The organism is Streptomyces sp. CB01373, assembly GCF_002803075.1.
GTDB lineage: Bacteria > Actinomycetota > Actinomycetes > Streptomycetales > Streptomycetaceae > Streptomyces.
In genome coordinates this window covers 12,265-30,482 of sequence record NZ_NNBK01000027.1, presented here as the reverse complement: position 1 = coordinate 30,482, position 18,218 = coordinate 12,265, and the positions used below count along the sequence as shown (strand labels likewise).

The 18,218-nt window shown below is 72.5% G+C and carries 14 protein-coding genes; 8 read left to right on the top strand and 6 right to left on the bottom strand.

The annotated features are described in order from the left end of the window. The first annotated feature begins 3 nt into the window (after window positions 1-3). From CG719_RS33005 to CG719_RS32995, 3 genes are read left to right on the top strand one after another with little or no spacing between them, the layout of a single operon-like run. Window positions 4-1,809: a hypothetical protein gene (locus tag CG719_RS33005; RefSeq protein WP_100572381.1), complete on the top strand. Its 1,806-nt coding sequence runs from the start codon at window positions 4-6 to the stop codon at window positions 1,807-1,809. Further along, complete coding sequence (locus CG719_RS33000; protein ID WP_100572380.1) at window positions 1,806-3,101, top strand: KH domain-containing protein; 1,296 nt, start codon at window positions 1,806-1,808, stop codon at window positions 3,099-3,101. Before CG719_RS33005 ends, CG719_RS33000 begins: the two co-directional genes overlap by 4 nt. Next, window positions 3,098-5,086, top strand: coding sequence for a vWA domain-containing protein (locus CG719_RS32995; RefSeq protein ID WP_100572379.1), 1,989 nt, complete (start codon window positions 3,098-3,100; stop codon window positions 5,084-5,086). The genes CG719_RS33000 and CG719_RS32995 overlap by 4 nt, the downstream gene beginning before the upstream one ends. Window positions 5,087-5,125: 39 nt before the next feature. On the opposite strand, the gene hemB is transcribed toward CG719_RS32995, so the two are convergent. After that, on the bottom strand, window positions 5,126-6,118 hold the full coding sequence (gene hemB / locus CG719_RS32990; protein ID WP_100572378.1) for a porphobilinogen synthase: 993 nt from the start codon (window positions 6,116-6,118) through the stop codon (window positions 5,126-5,128). Window positions 6,119-6,263: 145 nt separating this feature from the next. Here hemB and CG719_RS32985 point away from each other — a divergent pair, with 145 nt between their 5' ends. Together CG719_RS32985 and CG719_RS32980 are read left to right on the top strand one after the other, a co-directional pair. Continuing rightward, a complete protein-coding gene (locus CG719_RS32985) occupies window positions 6,264-7,598 on the top strand; it encodes an NAD-dependent succinate-semialdehyde dehydrogenase (RefSeq protein ID WP_100572377.1) in 1,335 nt (444 codons plus the stop codon). An 86-nt stretch (window positions 7,599-7,684) separates the two neighbouring features. After that, on the top strand, window positions 7,685-9,070 hold the full coding sequence (locus CG719_RS32980; RefSeq protein WP_100572376.1) for a PH domain-containing protein: 1,386 nt from the start codon (window positions 7,685-7,687) through the stop codon (window positions 9,068-9,070). Between the two features lie 6 nt (window positions 9,071-9,076). On the opposite strand, the gene CG719_RS32975 is transcribed toward CG719_RS32980, so the two are convergent. Continuing rightward, window positions 9,077-10,066 carry a helix-turn-helix domain-containing protein gene (locus CG719_RS32975; protein ID WP_100572375.1) on the bottom strand — a complete coding sequence of 330 codons (990 nt, stop codon included), beginning with the start codon at window positions 10,064-10,066 and terminating at the stop codon, window positions 9,077-9,079. A 368-nt stretch (window positions 10,067-10,434) separates the two neighbouring features. Here CG719_RS32975 and CG719_RS35610 point away from each other — a divergent pair, with 368 nt between their 5' ends. From CG719_RS35610 to CG719_RS32950, 3 genes are all read left to right on the top strand, one after another. Further along, entirely contained in the window at window positions 10,435-11,370 is a 936-nt protein-coding gene (locus CG719_RS35610; RefSeq protein WP_159025007.1) for a type IV toxin-antitoxin system AbiEi family antitoxin domain-containing protein, read from the top strand. 539 nt (window positions 11,371-11,909) lie between these two features. Next, a complete protein-coding gene (locus tag CG719_RS32955) occupies window positions 11,910-12,695 on the top strand; it encodes a helix-turn-helix domain-containing protein (RefSeq protein WP_442802764.1) in 786 nt (261 codons plus the stop codon). Further along, a complete protein-coding gene (locus CG719_RS32950) occupies window positions 12,692-12,898 on the top strand; it encodes a DUF397 domain-containing protein (protein WP_100572373.1) in 207 nt (68 codons plus the stop codon). Before CG719_RS32955 ends, CG719_RS32950 begins: the two co-directional genes overlap by 4 nt. A gap of 69 nt (window positions 12,899-12,967) precedes the next feature. On the opposite strand, the gene CG719_RS32945 is transcribed toward CG719_RS32950, so the two are convergent. Genes CG719_RS32945 through CG719_RS32930 form a run of 4 tightly spaced genes read right to left on the bottom strand, consistent with a single transcriptional unit; the run spans window position 12,968 to window position 18,193 of the window. Further along, entirely contained in the window at window positions 12,968-14,674 is a 1,707-nt protein-coding gene (locus CG719_RS32945) for a uroporphyrinogen-III synthase (RefSeq protein ID WP_100572372.1), read from the bottom strand. Further along, window positions 14,671-15,648, bottom strand: a complete 978-nt coding sequence (gene hemC / locus CG719_RS32940) for a hydroxymethylbilane synthase (RefSeq protein WP_100572371.1) — start codon at window positions 15,646-15,648, stop codon at window positions 14,671-14,673. Before hemC ends, CG719_RS32945 begins: the two co-directional genes overlap by 4 nt. Beyond that, window positions 15,645-17,432, bottom strand: coding sequence for a glutamyl-tRNA reductase (locus CG719_RS32935; protein ID WP_100572370.1), 1,788 nt, complete (start codon window positions 17,430-17,432; stop codon window positions 15,645-15,647). Before CG719_RS32935 ends, hemC begins: the two co-directional genes overlap by 4 nt. Continuing rightward, on the bottom strand, window positions 17,429-18,193 hold the full coding sequence (locus CG719_RS32930; protein ID WP_100572369.1) for a redox-sensing transcriptional repressor Rex: 765 nt from the start codon (window positions 18,191-18,193) through the stop codon (window positions 17,429-17,431). Before CG719_RS32930 ends, CG719_RS32935 begins: the two co-directional genes overlap by 4 nt. Between the last annotated feature and the right edge of the window lie 25 nt (window positions 18,194-18,218).

Sequence of the window (18,218 nt, the reverse complement as noted above, 5' to 3'; positions counted from 1 at the left end):
GCCATGGTCCTGGTGGCACTCAGCCGTTCCGGTCCGCTCAGGCAGCGGATCGCCAAGGGCTACAGCGTGTACGTTCCCGAGCCGCGCCCGGGCCGTGGTGCCGCGGAGCTGGTCGCCGCGCTGCTGGCCGCCCCGCCGTCGCTGCCCCCGGGACCGGCGGGCCCGCCGTTCGCCCTGCGGGGCAGCGCGCGCACGCCGGCGGCGCTGTGGGTCGACACCGGCCGCGTCTCGCTGCACGGCCCCGAGACCCGGGAACATGTCGCCGGTGTGCTGGCCGGGGCGATCGCCCAGGTGGCCGCCGAGGTACGCCGCAAGGGCGGGCTGCTGCTGCCCACCGGCTGGCAGCGGCAGCCTGATCCGACCGCCGGGTTGTGCGCCGATCTGCACTCCGCCGAAGTACTGGGACCGGTGCAGCGGGAGTTGTTCGGCAATCTCGTACGCGAACACACAGCGCCTCTCATCGCACTGACGGGCCGTCAGCTCTATGGTCCCGGTGGGGTGTCACCGGGCGGTTCGGCCCGGCTCTCGCGCTCCGTCGATCAGGTCAGCACCCGTTACATCGAGTCGTACGCGCCGGAGCACCTGGAGCGGGTGCGCACCAGACTGCGGCAGGAGGAACGGCTCAGCCGCCTGGAGGCCATGGACGTCAATCCGCTCGGGGAGCCGGAGGCGGGGGCCGAGGGCGATGTCACACTGCGGCTGTTCGACGCGCAGGTCACCGTCGCCACCACCCTGGCGCACGCGCTGCTGGTGCAGGCGCTGTCGATGTGGTCCCGCGACCTGGAGCGCACCGGACGACGGGTACGCCAGGTGCCGCAGCCGCTGATCGAGCAGGACCGCGCACGAGCCGTCGCCCATGGGCTCGCCGCGGAGCTGCACGTCGAGCAGGGCAAGCGCGGCGACGGGCCTGCGAAACCGCGGTCCGCCGGGCGCGCGTTGCTGGGACTGCTGTACGAACTGATGCCGTACTTCCGGCAGCTGGATGCGACGGTCGACGAACTGGCCCCGCTGTTGATCGGCATGGAACTCGCCGGTTCGGCCACCGCCTCCGCCTTCGTACGCAACGAGAACGACCTGCTGGCCCGGTGGCGGGCGGACGACGCGAGCGCCCTCGCCCCCGAACGGCTCGCGCAGGGCGTCGCCACGCCCGACTGGCTGACCACCGACCATCTGAGCGCCGCCAACCAGGCAATCGCAAGAGGAAGTTGGGCCGCGGCGCGGATCTGGCTGACGGAGCGCGTCACGGGCCCGTCCTCACCCCGGCCGCGCCAGGAGGCCCCGCCCGAGGCCGGGCGGTCCAACGCCGGGCGGTCCAGCACCGGACAGCCCGGAACCGGACGGCCGGCGCCACTCACCGCCGACCAGCTCCTCGATCTGGTCGGCAAGCCGGACATCCGCGTCCCCGAGGTGCTGGAGGCGCTGCGCTCCTACTGTCTGACAAGGGGCGCCCTGGACCTGACCCGTCCACTGCGCACCCGCGGGCGGGACGAGGCGCGGGCGCTGCGACGCGCGCTACGACCGCGCGCCGGGCAGCGTGTGCGGTGCGAGGAGCCGCTGTCGTCGTGGGACGACGGGGCGGCGGACCGGGCCGTACGCATGGCGGGCGAGCAGGGTGTGGCACTGCTGCACTGGGACCTGCCCGCGCAGGACCGTCCCCGGGTGCGCGAGGGCCTGCGCAGCGTCGGCCGGGCGCCGGACGGGATGCGGCACGTCCTGCTGACCGACACGACCTACACCGGCAGCGGGGACGAGCGCCGTGGCACGGTCGAGGTGCTGCTCGTGGCTCCGCGTGAGGAGGCCGACCGATGACCCTGCCCGCTCCGGCCCATCCGGTCGTTCCCGTCACCCTGGACCTGCGGGACTTCCAGCGCGTTCCCCGGTCGACGGACGAATGCGTCGCGCTGTGGGACCGGCTCGAACCGGCCGTGGTGACGGTCGACCCGCTGGCGGGCCCGCGGGTGCGGATCGATCTGGGGGACGAGGGCGAGGTCGGCATCTGGTTCCTGGATCCGGCCACCGCCCCGAGGCCGCTCGGGGCCGGCACGCGGTTCGCGATCCGGGGCGTCCTGGAGCCGCCCGAGGTCCGGCACGCCTGTACCAGCTGCCGCGCGGCCGGGACCACGACGTATGCGCCCTACCGCTGCGCCGGGTGCGACGAGGACCGGCGTACGGGCCGGGTCTGCGAGGCGCACGCCGTCTTCCTGGACGGCGGCCTGCGCGCCTCCTGCCCTCACCACGTGCCCGAGTGCCGGTGCGGCACGAAGGCCGCCGCCTGGTGCAGCGGGGTGCGGTGCCGCGGGCGCAGGGCCTGGTGCCGGACGCATCTGCGCGGGCACCCCGCCGACGCCACCGTCTCCTACTGCGCGGACTGCTACGACGAGCGCTTCCCCGTCTGCGAGCGCGACGGGTGCCGCGGCACCGGCTACATCCGCTGCGAGCACCGCACCCTGTCCGCGATGAAGGCGTGCGGTCGGCGCGTCTGCGTCGAGCACGCCCAGCGCTGGCAGGTGTACGGCCCCTACAGCCGTGGCGTCGCCCTGTGCTCCCTCCATCACCAGGAGCTGAGGTCGACCCCGCCCGAGGGCCTGATCGACATCGTCCTGGCCGGCACCGTGGCCCGGGCGAAAGGCCACCGCGGGCAGTCGGCGAGCCGCCGCCGGGTGCAGTTGCCGCGCATCAGCATCGTGCGGCACATCCTCATCAACACGCGGAGGACCGTGCTCGACATGGAGGCCATCGACCGCCTCTTCACCGGCCTCGAACAACGGCTGCGTGACCGGACACCGCGCGACGCCACGGTCTCGGCGGCGCTGGAACTGCTCGCCGGACACCGCCCGTCGCGGCAAGAGGACATCAAGCGGTTCCGGGAGCAGCACATCGAGGGGCGCGGGCACTTCGACCGCCTGGTGCAGGAGCTGCGTCTCACGGGCCGGCACCAACTCGCCGACGCTGTGGAGTTCTCCGACTTCCGCCCGCGCAGCCGGATCCTGTTCGTCAAGGTGCCGCAACAGCTCCAAGGCTCCTTCATCGGCACCGGCGGTGCGACCATCAAGCGCCTGCGGCAGCGCGTGGGCGTGGAAATCAAACTGGAGCGCGGATGACTGCCTTCAAGCACTCGGCGGCCGACACCCGGCTCCTCAGGGCGACCGGGGACGGCCTGGTCGGCGACAACCGGCTCGCGGTGTCCGAGGCACGGCTGACCACCGAGTCGGCGGGCGTCCTCCAGGTGCAGGGCACCGGTGGCGCGCCCGCCCGGTCGGTGGCGGTACGGCTGCTGCCCGCGCCCGGGGTGCCCGCTGATGTCGTCGTTGCACCCGCCGCCCTCGTGCAAGAACATCGCCTCACACCCGACGAGGGCTGGGAACTGGTGTCGGCGGACGCGCTGACACCCGCCGTGCTGGAGCTGGAACTGCCGTCGGGTCCCTCGCTCGACGAGGCGACGGCGATTCTGCGGGAAGCCCCCCTGCTGTGCGGGCACGTCTTCGCGCACGGCTCGGAGGCATTGCCCGACGCGTGGGTCGACGCGTCGGGAACCCTGTTCCGGGTGCGGCAGGCCCTCGACCACGGCGGCCAGGTGCTCCGCGGTCTGCTGCGCATCGGCGCGGAGACCCGGCTCACACTGTTCGCACCGGGCGGGCGCAGTGGCGTGGACATCGTCGTGCTCGCGGACTGCAGCGGCTCCATGAGCATCGACGACATCCCGGCGGCGGCACGCGACGAGGGCAAGTGGCTGGGCCGGCTGCGCTCGGGCTCGGCCGGCTCCACGATCTCCCGGATGAACGCGCTCAAGGACGCGCTCGGGTCCATGATCGACGCTCGGACGCGGTACGACGGGGTGGGCACCCGCTTCGCGCTGGTGCGCTTCGACCACGACCAGGAACCGGTGTTCCCGGCGCGATGGGGCATGGAGGAGGTCGCGGACGCCCACTCCGTGCAGCAGTTGCGCGGGGCCGTGTCGCTGCTGGACTTCCGCCAGTCGGGCACGGACATCGGCAGGGCGCTGCACAAGGCCGGTGAGCTGCTGCACCGCTACGGCGTCCCGGGCAACGACCGGCTCGTCGTCCTGGTCAGCGACGGCGCTCACTTCGCGCCGCTGCCCGAGGAACGCAGCGGCGAGTCCCTGTCCGGCACACAGGACCCCGTGTCGCTGATGGAGGACCTGCACTCCGGCCTGGACATCCGGCTGCACGCCGTCGGAATCAGCGACGACTCCCTCTTCGACCGCTGGTGGCAGGCGCAGCGGCACCACCCCGGCTGGACGCCGCAGGCTCACGAGAGCATGGTGCCCAACCACCGGATGCTGGGCGAACTCGTGGCGGTCGCGGGCGGCGACCGGCAGCGCATCGGCGGCCTCGACGTCCTGGAGGAGTACTTCGCCGAGCTGGGCAGCGGCGTCGTACGCGCCGTGGGCCGCCCCGCGCGCCCCCGCCTGCCCAGGCTCCAGCTCACCTCCCGGGAACTGGCCGCCGGGCCACCGCGACGCGCGACCTCCGACCCGCGGCAGCGGCGGACCTGGGAGGCGGCGGTGGAGGAGGCGCTGATCGCCTACAGCAGGGTGTGCGAGGCGTCCCGGGCCCGCCTCGGCTACCAGCTGCTGCGCTCGTCGCCCCCCGACGACTTCGCCCGGCTGCGCCGGCAGTGCGCCGACCGCGCCGATTTCACGGCCTGGCTGTCGGTCACGTACCAGGTCTTCAACGAGCGCCTGCACGCTCCGCTGCGCCGTCCCAGGAAGGACCCCGCGGTGCTGGACCTGCCGGCGCTGTCGATGCCGTTCTGGGACGGCCGGATGGCGCAGTTGCACGAGCTGCGGAACTTCTACCATCACGACCGCGACATGGAGGAGCGCGCGGAGCACAACCGCATCGCGGGCGTCATCATCCAGAAGCACACCGGTAGTTACGCTCCGCCGGAGAGCGACGCGGACGCGTGGCGCGCCCTGCAACTCGGCCTGGTCCGGGACTTGGCGGCCCTGCTGAACGAGGCCCACTCGATCCTCGACGCGGCCCCCGGGCCGGACCCCGTCCCTGCCGTACCGGAGGGGACGGCCGCGGGCGGTGCGCGCATCAAGTCGCAGGGCTACGACTGAGCACGGACCCGGACCGAGCCACTGCGCCGGGCTTCCGCGTCAGCGCAGCTTCCGCGCGACCTCGGTGGCCCAGTAGGTGAGGATGGTGCGCGCCCCGGCCCGCTTGATGCCGGTCAGGGCTTCCAGGATGGCCCGGTCGCGGTCGATCCAGCCCTTCTCGGCGGCGGCCTCGATCATCGCGTACTCGCCGGAGATCTGGTAGGCGGCGACCGGCACGTCCACGGCGTCGGCGACGCGGGCGAGGATGTCGAGGTAGGGACCGGCCGGCTTGACCATCACCATGTCGGCGCCCTCCTCCAGGTCGAGGGCCAGCTCCCGCAGCGACTCCCGCAGGTTCGCCGGGTCCTGCTGGTAGGTCTTGCGATCACCCTCCAGCGAGGAGCCGACCGCCTCCCGGAAGGGCCCGTAGAACGCGGACGAGTACTTGACGGTGTAGGCGAGGACGGCCACGTCGTCCCGCCCGATCTGGTCGAGCGCGTCCCGGACGACGCCGATCTGCCCGTCCATCATGCCGCTGGGACCCACGACATGGGCGCCGGCGTCGGCCTGGACCTGGGCCATCTCGGCGTACCGCTCGAGCGTGGCGTCGTTGTCGACCCGTCCCTCGGCGTCGAGGACGCCGCAGTGGCCGTGGTCGGTGAACTCGTCGAGGCACAGGTCGGACATGACGAGCAGTTCGTCGCCGACCTCGGCGCGCACATCGCGCAGCGCGACCTGGAGGATCCCGTCCGGGTCCGTACCCGCCGTGCCGAGGGCGTCCTTCTTGTCCTCCTCCGGCACCCCGAACAGCATGATCCCGGAGACCCCGGCCTCCACCGCCTCGGCGGCCGCCTTCTTCAGGCTGTCGCGCGTGTGCTGGACCACGCCGGGCATCGCCGAGACCGGCACGGGCTCGCTCACGCCCTCGCGGACGAACGCGGGCAGGATGAAGTCCGCCGGGTGCAGCCGGGTCTCGGCGACCATGCGCCGCATGGCGGGGGTGGTGCGCAGCCGGCGAGGACGCGTACCGGGAAAGGATCCGTACTTCGTCATGCCCTCTACGCTACGCCCGCCGTCCCGGTGCCTTTGCCGACGGGGAGTCGGCCGGTTCGTCCGACCTGTTCGACCTCACCGACCAGGAGAAACGTATCCTCGGCTGCAGCAGCCGCCCCGCACCCGACCGCCCTCCGGAGGCCCGATGTACGCCGTCACCGACCCCACCACCGGCGAGGTCGTCGAGACCTACCCGACCGCCACCGACGCCGAGATCGAGACGGCCGTCGCCGCCGCCCACGCTGCCACCGCCTGGGGCCGTGGCAGCACCGTGGCCGAGCGCTCCGCGCTGCTGCGCCGGCTCGGCGATCTGCACACCGAGCACCAGGCCGAACTGGCCGCGAGCATCGTGCGCGAGATGGGCAAGCCGCTCGCGGAGGCGGAGGGCGAGATCGGCTTCTGCGCCGACATCTACCACTACTACGCCGACCACGCCGAGCAGTTCCTCGCCGACGAGCCGCTCGACGTCACCTCCGGCCCCGGCAGCGCCGTCGTCCGGCGCGGCCCGGTCGGCGTCCTGCTCGGCATCATGCCGTGGAACTTCCCGGCCTACCAGGTGGCCCGCTTCGCCGCCCCGAACCTCGCGCTCGGCAACACCATCGTCCTCAAGCACGCCCCCCAGTGCCCGGCCACCGCCGCGCTCCTTGAGAAGCTGTTCGCGGACGCCGGCTTCCCGGCCGGCGCGTACGTCAACGTGTACGCCACCAACGAGCAGATCGCCGAGGTGATCGCCGACCCGCGGGTCCAGGGCGTCTCGCTCACCGGCTCCGAGCGCGCCGGTGCCGCCGTCGCCGAGATCGCCGGACGGAACCTGAAGCGCGTCGTCCTCGAACTCGGCGGCTCCGACCCGTTCATCGTGCTGTCCACCGACGACCTCGACGCGGTCGTCGAGGCCGCCGTCGCCGCCCGGCTCGACAACACCGGCCAGGCCTGCAACGCCGCCAAGCGGTTCGTCGTCGTCCAGGACCTCTACGACGCGTTCGTCGAGAAGTTCACCGCCCGGCTGCTCGCGGGCGAGACCGGTGCCCCGCTGTCGTCGGCCGCCGCCGCCGAGAACCTCGCCCGGCAGGTCGACGAGGCGGTCGCCCAGGGCGCCACGCTCCACAGCGAGGGCGAGCGGCGCGGGGCGTACTTCCCGGCCGGGGTCCTCACCGGGCTCACCACCGAACACACCGCCGCCCGCCAGGAACTCTTCGGACCGGTCGCGATGGTCTTCCCCGCCGCCGACGAGGACGACGCCCTGCGCATCGCCAACGACACCCCCTACGGCCTCGGGTCCTACCTCTTCACCACCGACCCCGCGCAGGCCGAGCGCGTCGCCGACCGCATCGAGGCCGGCATGGTCTTCGTCAACGGCGTCGGCGCCGAGGGTGCGGAACTGCCCTTCGGCGGCATCAAGCGCTCCGGCTTCGGCCGCGAACTCGGCCGCCTTGGAATCGAGGAGTTCGTCAACAAGAAGCTCATCCGCACCGTGGCGTAACGGCTCGTCAGCGGGTCCGGGCCTCCGGCTGGAGCCCGGACCTCCGCGCCGGCTCGCACGGCCCGGCCGATGGCAGGATGCCGTGCATGGCCGATGTGTGGAGCGTGACCCGCCGTCCCCGCTGGAGACGCGTCCTGTGGCCCTTCGTCCGGGTGAGCGCCGACGCCCGCGGTCTGCACCTGCGGACGCCGCTGCGCCGCCGGAGCGTGCCATGGGGCGACATCGCCGAACTGCGCGTGCACCGGAAATCCGCGCGAACCCCCTGTCGCGTCAGCCTGCTGCTGCACAACGGACGCGAACGGCTCCTGCCCCTGCCGCGGAGCCGGTCGTCCGACGACCCGGAGTTCGACGCCGAGGTGGAAGCGCTGCGCACGCTGCACCGCCGCCACGGAGCCGCGCAGCCGAGCAAGGTCCCCGTCGTGTCGTACCGCACCCCCCGGCGTGGCTGGGTGGGGCTGCTGGTCGTGTGCCCTGTGCTGCTCGCGTGCGCGGCCGCGGCCGCGGGGTCCGTGTCCGGGACCGCGTCGGACGAACAGGCGTGGAAGTCGGCCACCGCGTGCACCGCCCGGACGCCCGCCGCTGAGCGCCACGAGTGCCTGACCACGACGCCGGCCGTGATCTCGCGGACCGAGGCCGAACTTCCCAAGCGGAGCAGCTGGCTGTACTTCACCGACGGCCGGCCGGTGGAGCGGATCGCGGTCCCGCACGAGGCCGCCGTGGAATTCGAGGGCGGCGGCAGTGTCGAACTGACCCTCTGGCGCGGCCGGTTGATGAAGGTCTCCGGAAAGAACCACGTGTGGCGCCAGGACATCACCACGGCCGGGAGCACGGCCGCCTGGGCGGCCGCGTTCCTCCTCGCCGCGGGCTGCCCCGCGGCCCACTCACTGCTGAGCCTGCTCGGGCGCCGACTGCGCGACGACAAAGAGCTCCCGCCGGTCATCCCGTTCGCGTGCGCGCTCGCAGCCACCGCCCTGTGGCTCCTGCCGCTCTGCTACCTCCACCCCACGACCCTGTTCTCGTCGCCCGTGGCGATCACGTGGCTGGCCGTGGGCTCTCTGGTCACGCTGGGGCTGTTCGCCGGGGCCTGGCACACCACCTGCGCCCCTTCGCCAGGAGCGGCGACCGAGAAGTCCGCCGCCGAAGAGGACGAGGAGGAGTTCCTGCCCGCCCGCTTCCTGGAGGACACCGACTACAACCCGCGCGGCTTCGGCACCCACATCGTCCTGGACGGCGGTCCTCCCGCGGTGGCGCCCGGTCCCGGACGGTTCGCGGCGAAACCGATACCGGTGCAGCGGCTCACCCTCAGGAACGTACGGCGCGCCCGGCACACCGACCCCGTGGACAGACACTGGGACGTCGCCGAACTCGACGACGCCGGCACACCGGTCCGCCTCGCGGCCGAACCCGCCGACCTGGCCCGCATCCTGCGCGTACTGGCCCTTGAGAAAACCTCCGTGAACACCGAGCCATGAACACACTCAGGCCGCTCCTGCCAACTCGGCCGTTGCCCTCGAAGCGGTTCGGCACTCGCGGCAGCGGCCTGGCTCGGGGGCGCGGAATGCTCGCTCACAGCCGTCGCAGTTCTGGAGCGGGTGGGAGCGGTGGCGGGTCCCGGTGGTCGCTGATGTCGGCGGAGGAAGCGTGGGGACCGGAGGAAGCGGCGGGGGCAGAAGTTCGCGAAGACGGTGGGCCACCAGGCCGGCCGGGTGCCGCAGGTCTGCCGGCACGTCGATGGTCAGGGCCCGGTGGACGACGGCGGCCGTGGCACCCGCCTTGAACCAGGCGATGACAGTCGGGGCCAACCTGTTCACGTCTCGCAGGGAAAGGGTCAGACGGGCGTCGGTGCGGCGGAGCCCCGCGAGGAGGGTGACGGCCTCGTCGAAGTGCCGATCGCGTGGCGTGCCGTCGCCTTCCGGCGGTGCGGGCGGGTTGGGCGCTTCAGGTGCTTCGGGGCCGTCCTCCCGTACGTCCGAGGGCGTGGGCTCGGTCGGCGGGGGCGGTGGCGGCTGCTTCCGGGCCCGGTCGTGCTCCTGGGGCGGTTCCTGGGCGTCCGCCCGAGGGCGGGCCGCCGCGGTACGGCCGCAGCCGGGGTCCGTGTCTGTCCGGGCCGGCGTGTGATGGGCGTAGGTCCGCGTGAACAGACGCCCGGCGTCCGTCCGTTCACGCACCCGCTCCAGATAGCCCTGGGCCTCCAACTCCCGCAGCGCGAAAGCGATCCGGTCCCGCCCCTCGGGGAAGCGGTCCGCGAGGCTGCGGATGTCGACCGGCGCGCCCTCGGGCAGCGACAGGACGTGTGTGGCCAGTCCGATCGCGGTCAGCGACAGCTCACGGTGCTGGGCGAGGTGGTTGCCCACGACCACGTACCGGCCCGACTGGTACGTCCGTACGTGTGTGACACCGGAGTGGGTGGTGGTCCGTCGAACACCCTGACTCGGGCGCACGGCAGCGCTAGGCTTCTGCTCAGCCATGGGGAAGATCTGCTCTCTTCCTTGTTGGTCAGGCCCTCGCACTGGGATGCCAGTCCCGGCGGGGGCCGATGCATGTGTGGGGTTGTGGAGGCGACGTGGAGTCGCCTCGGCCCGAGACTGCCCGTCCGAACCACCCGAACGCCACCCGTACCGACCGGTTTCACCCGCCAGAGTGACCGCGGCAAGGTTTGGTTGGTTGGGTGGGTTTTTCCCCAGGGTTCTTTGGTCTTTTACCGCCCGCAGCCCCGGCCGCAGGCCCACCGGATCCAGCAATCCCGGGCGGCGGCTCCGGGGCGCCTGACGTGGGGCGGAGCAGGAGTTATCCACAGCCCCACGCAAACCGTCCGCGCCGCGCGCCATAGTGCGGCATGACGATCACCAGCGAAAGCGAAGCCCTCCAAAGGGTCCGTGCCACCGCCTCCCGGCAGGACTGGGTGGTGACGGCCCCGCAGCTCAGGTCGGCCGACGTCGACCGGAACACCGTACGGCGGATGGTCAGGTCGGGCCGGTGGGTTCCGCTGACCCGAGGCAGCTACTGGGTGGGACGGGACGACCGGGGCCCCTCACTGCGGTCCCGGGTCCAGGGTGTCCTCCTCACCTGCGGCCCCCAGGTGGCGGCCGCAGGCCCCACGGCCGCCCGCCTGCTGGGCATGCAGGGCCTCCCCCGGGAGGACGGTGTTGTGCACCTGGCCGCTCCACCGGGTCACGAGATCCGCAGCCGCCCAGGCATCCGCGTCCACCGGAGCGCCCTTCCTCCCAGTGCCCGCATGACACTGCGTGGCATCCCTGTGACCATCCCGGTTCGCACCTGCGCGGACCTCCTACTCCAACTCCCGCGCACCGAGGCGGTGAGCGTGCTGGACTCGGCCCTCCACCAGGGCCTGCTGTCCGAGCCCGACCTCCTCACCATCCCGCCCCTGCTGTCCGGCCGTCCCCACGCGCCCAGGGCCCGGGAGTGGCTGCGCCTGGCCGACGGCGGGGCCGAATCCCCCCTGGAGACCCGAGTGCGCCTCATCTGCCTGGACGGCGGCCTGCCCCCACCCGTCCTGCAGTGGCGCATCCGGGACCCGGAGCAGGGCCGCTCCTACCGCATCGACCTGGGCTGGCCCGCCCACCTGGTGGGCATCGAGGCGGACGGCGAGGCTCCCCACAGCACCCCCCAGGCCCTCTACCAGGACCGCCACCGCCAAAACCGCCTGACCACCCTCCTCCCCGGCCTGACCCTGTTCCGCTTCACCTGGTCCGACACCCACCACCCCCCGCTGATCCTGCTCCCCCTCCGCCGGGCCCTGGGCCTCCCGTGATCCCGACGAGTGCGACGCAGAGCCCGCTTTGGGCACCTTGAGACGGCCATGGCGTCACAACGGACGGGCGTAACCCGTCGGCGCCGCTCGGGGCGTCGTGCTGCGGCGGGCGCTCCCCGGGTGTCGGTGACCTCGATGCGCGGCGTCCCCGGTTCGTTGACGACGAGGGCGAGGCGGAAGCTCCGGCCGCGGACACGGCCGTGCACGGCGGCGTTCGCCGCGAGTTCGGCCACGATCAGCCGGGCCGCGAGACGGGCGCCGCGACGGGTCGCGCAGAGTGGCACGGAGAACTGGTGCAGCGAGGTGCGCGGGGTGGCGATTTCCTGATTCACGTCACCCAGCGTGTTCGCGTGTGCGTAGCCTGCGAAGAGTCGGTGTCCGGGCGGACGGTGATCGTCCGGACACGCCCGGTTTCCGTCCGGCTCGTCCGCAGTGACGGCCCGCGTCGGCCGCAGTTGAGCACAGAGGCGCGGCGAAGGGTGGTGGCGGACGTGAGCGACTGGAACGCGGAGCCGGAGGACGACGAGGCCGGGGCCGTCATGCGTGCGGTCATCCGGCAGTTGAAGCTGTGGCGCGAGGCCGCAGACATGACCCAGGCGGAGTTCGGGACAGCGATCGGGTACGGGCAGGAGCTGGTCTCGTCCGTGGAACGGGGGCGGCGCATCCCCCGGCCCGAGTACCTGGACGCGGCGGACGAGGTGCTGAACGCGGGCGGCAGGATCGCGGCCATGAAGGGGGACGTGGCGGAGGCCCGGTACCCGAAGAAGGTACGGGACCTGAAGAAGCTGGAGGCGGAGGCGGTCGAGCTGTGCGCCTACAACAACTCCGTGATTCATGGGTTGTTGCAGACCAAGGAATACGCGCGGGCGGTATTCAGTGCGCGTCGGCCGCCCTACACCGCGGACGAGTTGGAGCAGCGGGTAGCAGCCCGTGTAGCGCGTCAGGAGATCGTCACCGATACGACGGCTCGGCCCGTCTTCAGTTTCGTCCAGTGCGAGTCGACGCTCCGTCGGCCCATCGGAGGCAAGATGGTCATGCGCGGACAGCTCGAACGCCTGTTGGGGGTCGCTCAGTTCTGCAACGTCGATCTACAAGTGCTTCCGTTGGGTCACGAGGAGAACCCCGGCCTCGCCGGATCGTTCAGGTTGCTCAGGCTCACGGACGGCACCACGGTCGGGCACGTCGAAGTGCAGCACATCAGCCGTGTGATCGTCGATCCGAAAGAAGTGCAACTCCTCGACATGCGTTATGGGACCATCCGCGCGCAGGCTCTCAGCCCCCGAGAGTCGATGGCCCTCATCGAGAAAGTGCTTGGAGAGACATGACCCTCAAGCCCTACGGCCGAGCCACTGCCGATTTGGAGTGGATAAAGAGCAGCTACAGCACAGACGAGGGCCCCGACTGCGTCGAGGTGGCCGCCGCGCCCGACCACATCCTCGTCCGCGACTCCAAGAACCCGGACGGCCCCCGCCTCGCCCTGCCCCCCACCACCTGGGCGGACTTCCTGCCGTACGCCGCCGGTCACTGACCTGACGAATGCGCGCGGCCCGCACCCGGCTTCCCGGGTGCGGGCCGCGCCGACGCACTCACGTCGATCTCACGTCGACGAGCGGCGCCTCCGCGCCCCGGGGCGCCGTTCGCTCGGCCGGGTCACGGGGTCGCCCGCGTCCAGGGCCGCGAGGCGGCGCCGTGCGCCGAAGTCGGCCAGGGCCTCGGCCAGCTTGTGTACGGACGGCTCGGGAGCCATCACGTCCACCCGCAGGCCGTGCTCCTCGGCGGTCTTCGCCGTGGCCGGGCCGATGCAGGCGATCACCGTCACGTTGTGCGGCTTGCCCGCGATGCCGACCAGGTTCCGCACCGTGGACGACGACGTGAACATCACCGCGTCGAAGCCGCCGCCCTTGATGGCCTCGCGGGTCTCCGCCGGGGGCGGAGAGGCGCGGACCGTGCGGTAGGCCGTGACGTCGTCGACCTCCCAGCCCAGTTCGATCAGACCCGCCACGAGGGTCTCCGTGGCGATGTCCGCGCGGGGCAGGAAGACACGGTCGATCGGGTCGAAGACCGGGTCGTACGGCGGCCAGTCCTCCAGCAGGCCCGCGGCCGACTGCTCGCCGCTCGGCACCAGGTCCGGCTTCACGCCGAAGGCGATCAGCGCCTTGGCCGTCTGGTCGCCGACCGCGGCCACCTTTATGCCGGCGAACGCACGGGCGTCCAGGCCGTACTCCTCGAACTTCTCCCGCACCGCCTTCACCGCGTTGACCGAAGTGAACGCGATCCACTCGTAGCGGCCGGTCACCAGGCCCTTGACCGCGCGCTCCATCTGCTGGGGCGTGCGCGGCGGCTCGACGGCGATCGTCGGGACCTCGTGCGGCACGGCACCGTAGGACCGGAGCTGGTCGGAGAGCGAGGCCGCCTGCTCCTTGGTGCGCGGCACGAGGACCTTCCACCCGAACAGCGGCTTGGACTCGAACCACGAGAGCTGGTCCCGCTGGGCGGTCGCGCTGCGCTCGCCGACCACGGCTATCACCGGGCGCCCGCCGTCCGGGGACGGCAGCACCTTGGCCTGCTTCAGGGTCTGCGCGATCGTGCCGAGCGTCGCCGTCCAGGTGCGCTGGCGGGTGGTCGTACCGGCGACCGTCACCGACAGCGGGGTGTCGGGCTTGCGGCCGGCCGAGACCAGCTCGCCGGCCGCCGCGGCGACCGAGTCGAGCGTGGTCGACACCACGACCGTGCCGTCCGAGGCACCGATCTCGGTCCAGCAGCGGTCGGAGGCGGTACGCGCGTCGACGAACCGTACGTCGGTGCCGTGGGCGTCACGCAGCGGCACCCCGGCGTACGCGGGCACGCCGACGGCGGCCGCGATGCCGGGGACGACCTCGAAGGGAACGCCCGCGGCGGCGCAGGCGAGCATCTCCTCCGTGGCGTACGTGTCGAGTCCCGGGTCCCCGGACACCGCACGGACGACCCGCCTGCCGCCCCGCGCGGCCTCCATGACAAGATGTGCGGCATCCCGCACCGCGGGGATCCCAGCGGTTGTTGACGTGCCGTCAACAACCGTGAGCTGGGGCGTGCCCGTGCCCGGATGCGAGTCCGCCGAAGGACCCGGGTCCGTGTGCACGACGGCGACGCCCTGCCTGGCGTGCGTGCGCACGACGTCGAGCACCTCGTGCTCGGCGACGAGGACATCCGCGTTGGCCAGCGCCTCCACGGCGCGCAGTGTGAGCAGTCCCGGATCTCCGGGTCCGGCACCGAGGAAGGTGACGTGCCCGTGTTCGGGACAGGCGGGAAGGGTGGTGGGGCTCACTGTGCTCGCTCCCCCATCAGACCGGCCGCGCCCTGGGCGAGCATCTCGGTGGCGAGTTCGCGACCGAGTGCCATCGCCTGCTCGTGCGTCTGGGGCACGGGACCAGTGGTGGACAGCTGCACCAGCGCGGAGCCGTCGGGCCTGCCGACGACGCCCCGCAGGCGCATTTCCTTGACAATCTGCTCGTCGCCCAGCGGGGCGAGGTCGGCCAGTGCGCCCACCGGGGCGCTGCAGCCGGCCTCCAGGGCGGCGAGCAGTGACCGCTCGGCGGTCACGGCGGCCCGCGTGTGCGGGTCGTCGAGCGCGGCGAGCTCGGCGGCGAGAGCAGCGTCTTGGGCGGTGTGCCCCGCCCTGCACTCGACCGCCAGGGCCCCCTGGCCGGGGGCCGGCAGAATCGTGTCGACCGACAGGAAGTCGGTCACCTCGTCGCTCCGGCCGACCCGGTTCAGCCCGGCGGCGGCCAGGACCACCGCGTCGAGCTCGCCGTTCTTGACGAAGCCGATGCGGGTGTCGACGTTGCCCCGGATCGGGACCGTCTCGATGTCCAGGCCGTGGGCGCGGGCGTACGCGTTCAGCTGGGCCATGCGGCGCGGCGAGCCCGTACCTATGCGCGCCCCGCGGGGCAGGTCGGTGAACTTCAGCGCGTCCCGGGCGACGAGCACGTCACGCGGGTCCTCGCGCTCGGGCACGGCGGCCAGGACCAGGTCCTCGGGCTGCGTGGTGGGCAGGTCCTTGAGCGAATGAACCGCGAAGTCCACCTCGCCCCGCTGCAACGCCTCGCGCAGCGCGGCCACGAACACACCTGTGCCGCCGATCTGTGCGAGCTGCTCACGGGAGATGTCGCCGTAGGTGGTGACCGGGACGAGCTCGACAGGCCGTCCGGTCACCTGGCTCACGGCGTCCGCCACCAACCCGGACTGGGCCATGGCGAGCTTGCTCCGCCTGGTCCCGAGCCTCAGTGCCTTCTCAGTCATGCTGGCCCTCGGTTCTTGCTGTGCTTCTCGGAGTCGTCGGAATCGCGGTCGGCCCGGGAGACGGAGGCGACCGTCTCGGGGTCCAGGTCGAACAGGGTCCGCAGCGCGTCCGCGTACCCGGCGCCGCCGGGCTCGGCCGCGAGCTGCTTGACCCTGACCGTCGGCGCGTGCAGCAGCTTGTCCACGACCCGCCGGACGGTCTGGGTGATCTCAGCCCGGTGCTTGTCGTCGAGGCTGGGCAGCCGCCCTTCCAGGCGGGAGATCTCGCTGCTCACGACGTCGGCGGCCATGGTGCGCAGCGCGACGACGGTGGGCGTGATGTGCGCCGCCCGCAGGGCCGCCCCGAAGGCGGCGACCTCGTCGGAGACGATACGGCGGACCTGGTCGACGTCGGCGGCCATCGGAGCGTCGGCGGAGGCCTCCGCGAGCGACTCGATGTCCACCAGGCGCACCCCGGCGAGCCGGTGCGCGGCCGCCTCGACGTCGCGCGGCATGGCGAGGTCCAGCACGAAGAGGACCGGCTCGGGGCGCGGCGCGACGGCGACCGGCTCGGGCCTGCGGTGCTCGGGCACCCGGCCGGCGCTGGCCGCGGTCGCGACGAGCGCGGTGATCAGCTCGGCCTCGGTCTCCGGGTCGGCCCCGGCACGGGCGGACCCGCGGCGGTCGACGGTCCCTCCCCCAAGCTCCCGGCTCCGCTCGAGCAGGGCGGTACCCCCATCCACCCAGGTGCCGTGCTGCTCCAGGGTGGCGGCGTCGATGCCGGCCACGGCGGACTCGCCCATCAGGGAGAATCCGGGCTCCGCGAGGTCCAGCGGGCAGTTCTCGTCGGCACCGGCGGCGCCCACGAGCGGCACGGGCGTCTCACGGACGTCCGTCCGCACCGCCGTACGAGCGCTGCCGTGCTCTTCTCCGGCGGCCCGCCCCACGGTGACGGGCGCCCCGGTGCGGCCCTCGACCGCGGCGGTGACCGTCTCGGCGGTCAGCACGAGTCCCGTCGCGCCGGTGCAGGAGACGGCGACATCTGCACGTGTCAGCTCGAGCGGCACCGCGTCCATCGGTACCGCGCGGGCCGACACGTCCGTGTCGTCGCCCTCGGTGAGGATCTGGACGAGGCGCTCGGCCCGGTCCTGCGTACGGTTGGCGATCACTATCTCGCCGACGCCGATCCGGGCGAGCGTGGCCGCGGCCAGCGACGACATCGAACCGGCGCCGATGACCAGGGCCTTCTTGCCGCGCGCCCAGGTCCGCACGTCCGCGCCCGCGGACAGCTGCTCGAGGCCGAAGGTGACCAGGGACTGCCCGGCGCCGTCGATGCCGGTCTCGGAGTGGGCGCGCTTGCCCACCCGCAGGGCCTGCTGGAACAGGTCGTTCAGCAGACGCCCGGCGGTGTGCAGTTCCTGGGCGCGGGCCAGGGAGTTCTTGATCTGGCCGAGGATCTGGCCCTCGCCGACGACCATCGAGTCCAGGCCACAGGCAACCGAGAACAGGTGGTGGACGGCCCGGTCCTCGTAGTGCACGTAGAGGTACGGGGTGAGCTCCTCGAGGCCGACCCCGCTGTGCTGCGCGAGCAGCGTGGACAGCTCGGCGACACCGGCGTGGAACTTGTCCACGTCGGCGTACAGCTCGATGCGGTTGCAGGTGGCGAGCACGGCGGCCTCGGTGGCCGGCTCGGCGGCGACCGTGTCCTGGAGCAGCTTGTCCTGGCCGTCCACGCTCAGCGAGGCGCGCTCCAGGAGGCTGACCGGGGCGCTGCGGTGGCTCAGTCCGACGACGAGAAGGCTCATGCCGGCATCACGGCGGGGACATCCCCGTCCGGGCCCTGGTCGGCGGACTCGTCACGGACCGCGGCGGCGGCCGGGACCGCGCGGTCGGCCACGGCTTCCTCACCGGCCTTGCGCTGCTCGTGGAAGGCGAGGATCTGCAGCTCGATGGAGAGGTCGACCTTGCGCACGTCGACGCCGTCCGGGACGGACAGCACGGTCGGCGCGAAGTTCAGGATGGAGGTGACACCGGCGGCCACCAGCCGGTCGCAGACCTGCTGGGCGGCGCCCGCGGGAGTCGAGATCACGCCGATCGAGACGCCGTTGTCGCGGATGATCCTCTCCAGCTCGTCGGCGTGCTGGACCGGGATGCCGGCGACCGGCCGCCCGGCCATCGCGGGGTCGGCGTCGATGAGCGCGGCGACGCGGAAGCCACGGGAGGCGAAGCCACCGTAGTTGGCGAGGGCGGCGCCGAGATTTCCGATGCCGACGATCACAACCGGCCAGTCCTGGGTGAGGCCGAGTTCACGCGAGATCTGGTACACGAGATACTCGACGTCGTAACCCACCCCGCGGGTCCCGTAGGAGCCGAGGTAGGAGAAGTCCTTGCGCAGCTTGGCGGAATTGACCCCCGCCGCAGCCGCGAGCTCCTCGGAGGAAACCGTGGGCACCGAGCGCTCCGACAGTGCGGTCAGGGCTCGGAGGTACAGCGGAAGCCTGGCGACGGTGGCCTCGGGAATCCCTCGGCTACGGGTCGCCGGTCGGTGAGTTCGGCCAGTTGCCACGGTGCTCCTGCGGGTAGAGCGGGGC

Bases quoted from the DNA above. Each gene is read 5' to 3' on its own strand.
- CG719_RS35610 (WP_159025007.1), top strand. From the start codon at position 10,435: ATGACGATCACCAGCGAAAGCGAAGCCCTCCAAAGGGTCCGTGCCACC.
- CG719_RS32950 (WP_100572373.1), top strand. From the start codon at position 12,692: ATGACCCTCAAGCCCTACGGCCGAGCCACTGCCGATTTGGAGTGGATA.
- CG719_RS32975 (WP_100572375.1), bottom strand. From the start codon at position 10,066: ATGGCTGAGCAGAAGCCTAGCGCTGCCGTGCGCCCGAGTCAGGGTGTT.
- CG719_RS33005 (WP_100572381.1), top strand. From the start codon at position 4: ATGGTCCTGGTGGCACTCAGCCGTTCCGGTCCGCTCAGGCAGCGGATC.
- CG719_RS32935 (WP_100572370.1), bottom strand. From the start codon at position 17,432: ATGAGCCTTCTCGTCGTCGGACTGAGCCACCGCAGCGCCCCGGTCAGC.
- CG719_RS32980 (WP_100572376.1), top strand. From the start codon at position 7,685: ATGGCCGATGTGTGGAGCGTGACCCGCCGTCCCCGCTGGAGACGCGTC.
- CG719_RS32955 (WP_442802764.1), top strand. From the start codon at position 11,910: ATGCGTGCGGTCATCCGGCAGTTGAAGCTGTGGCGCGAGGCCGCAGAC.
- CG719_RS32995 (WP_100572379.1), top strand. From the start codon at position 3,098: ATGACTGCCTTCAAGCACTCGGCGGCCGACACCCGGCTCCTCAGGGCG.
- hemB (WP_100572378.1), bottom strand. From the start codon at position 6,118: ATGACGAAGTACGGATCCTTTCCCGGTACGCGTCCTCGCCGGCTGCGC.
- hemC (WP_100572371.1), bottom strand. From the start codon at position 15,648: ATGACTGAGAAGGCACTGAGGCTCGGGACCAGGCGGAGCAAGCTCGCC.
- CG719_RS32985 (WP_100572377.1), top strand. From the start codon at position 6,264: ATGTACGCCGTCACCGACCCCACCACCGGCGAGGTCGTCGAGACCTAC.
- CG719_RS33000 (WP_100572380.1), top strand. From the start codon at position 1,806: ATGACCCTGCCCGCTCCGGCCCATCCGGTCGTTCCCGTCACCCTGGAC.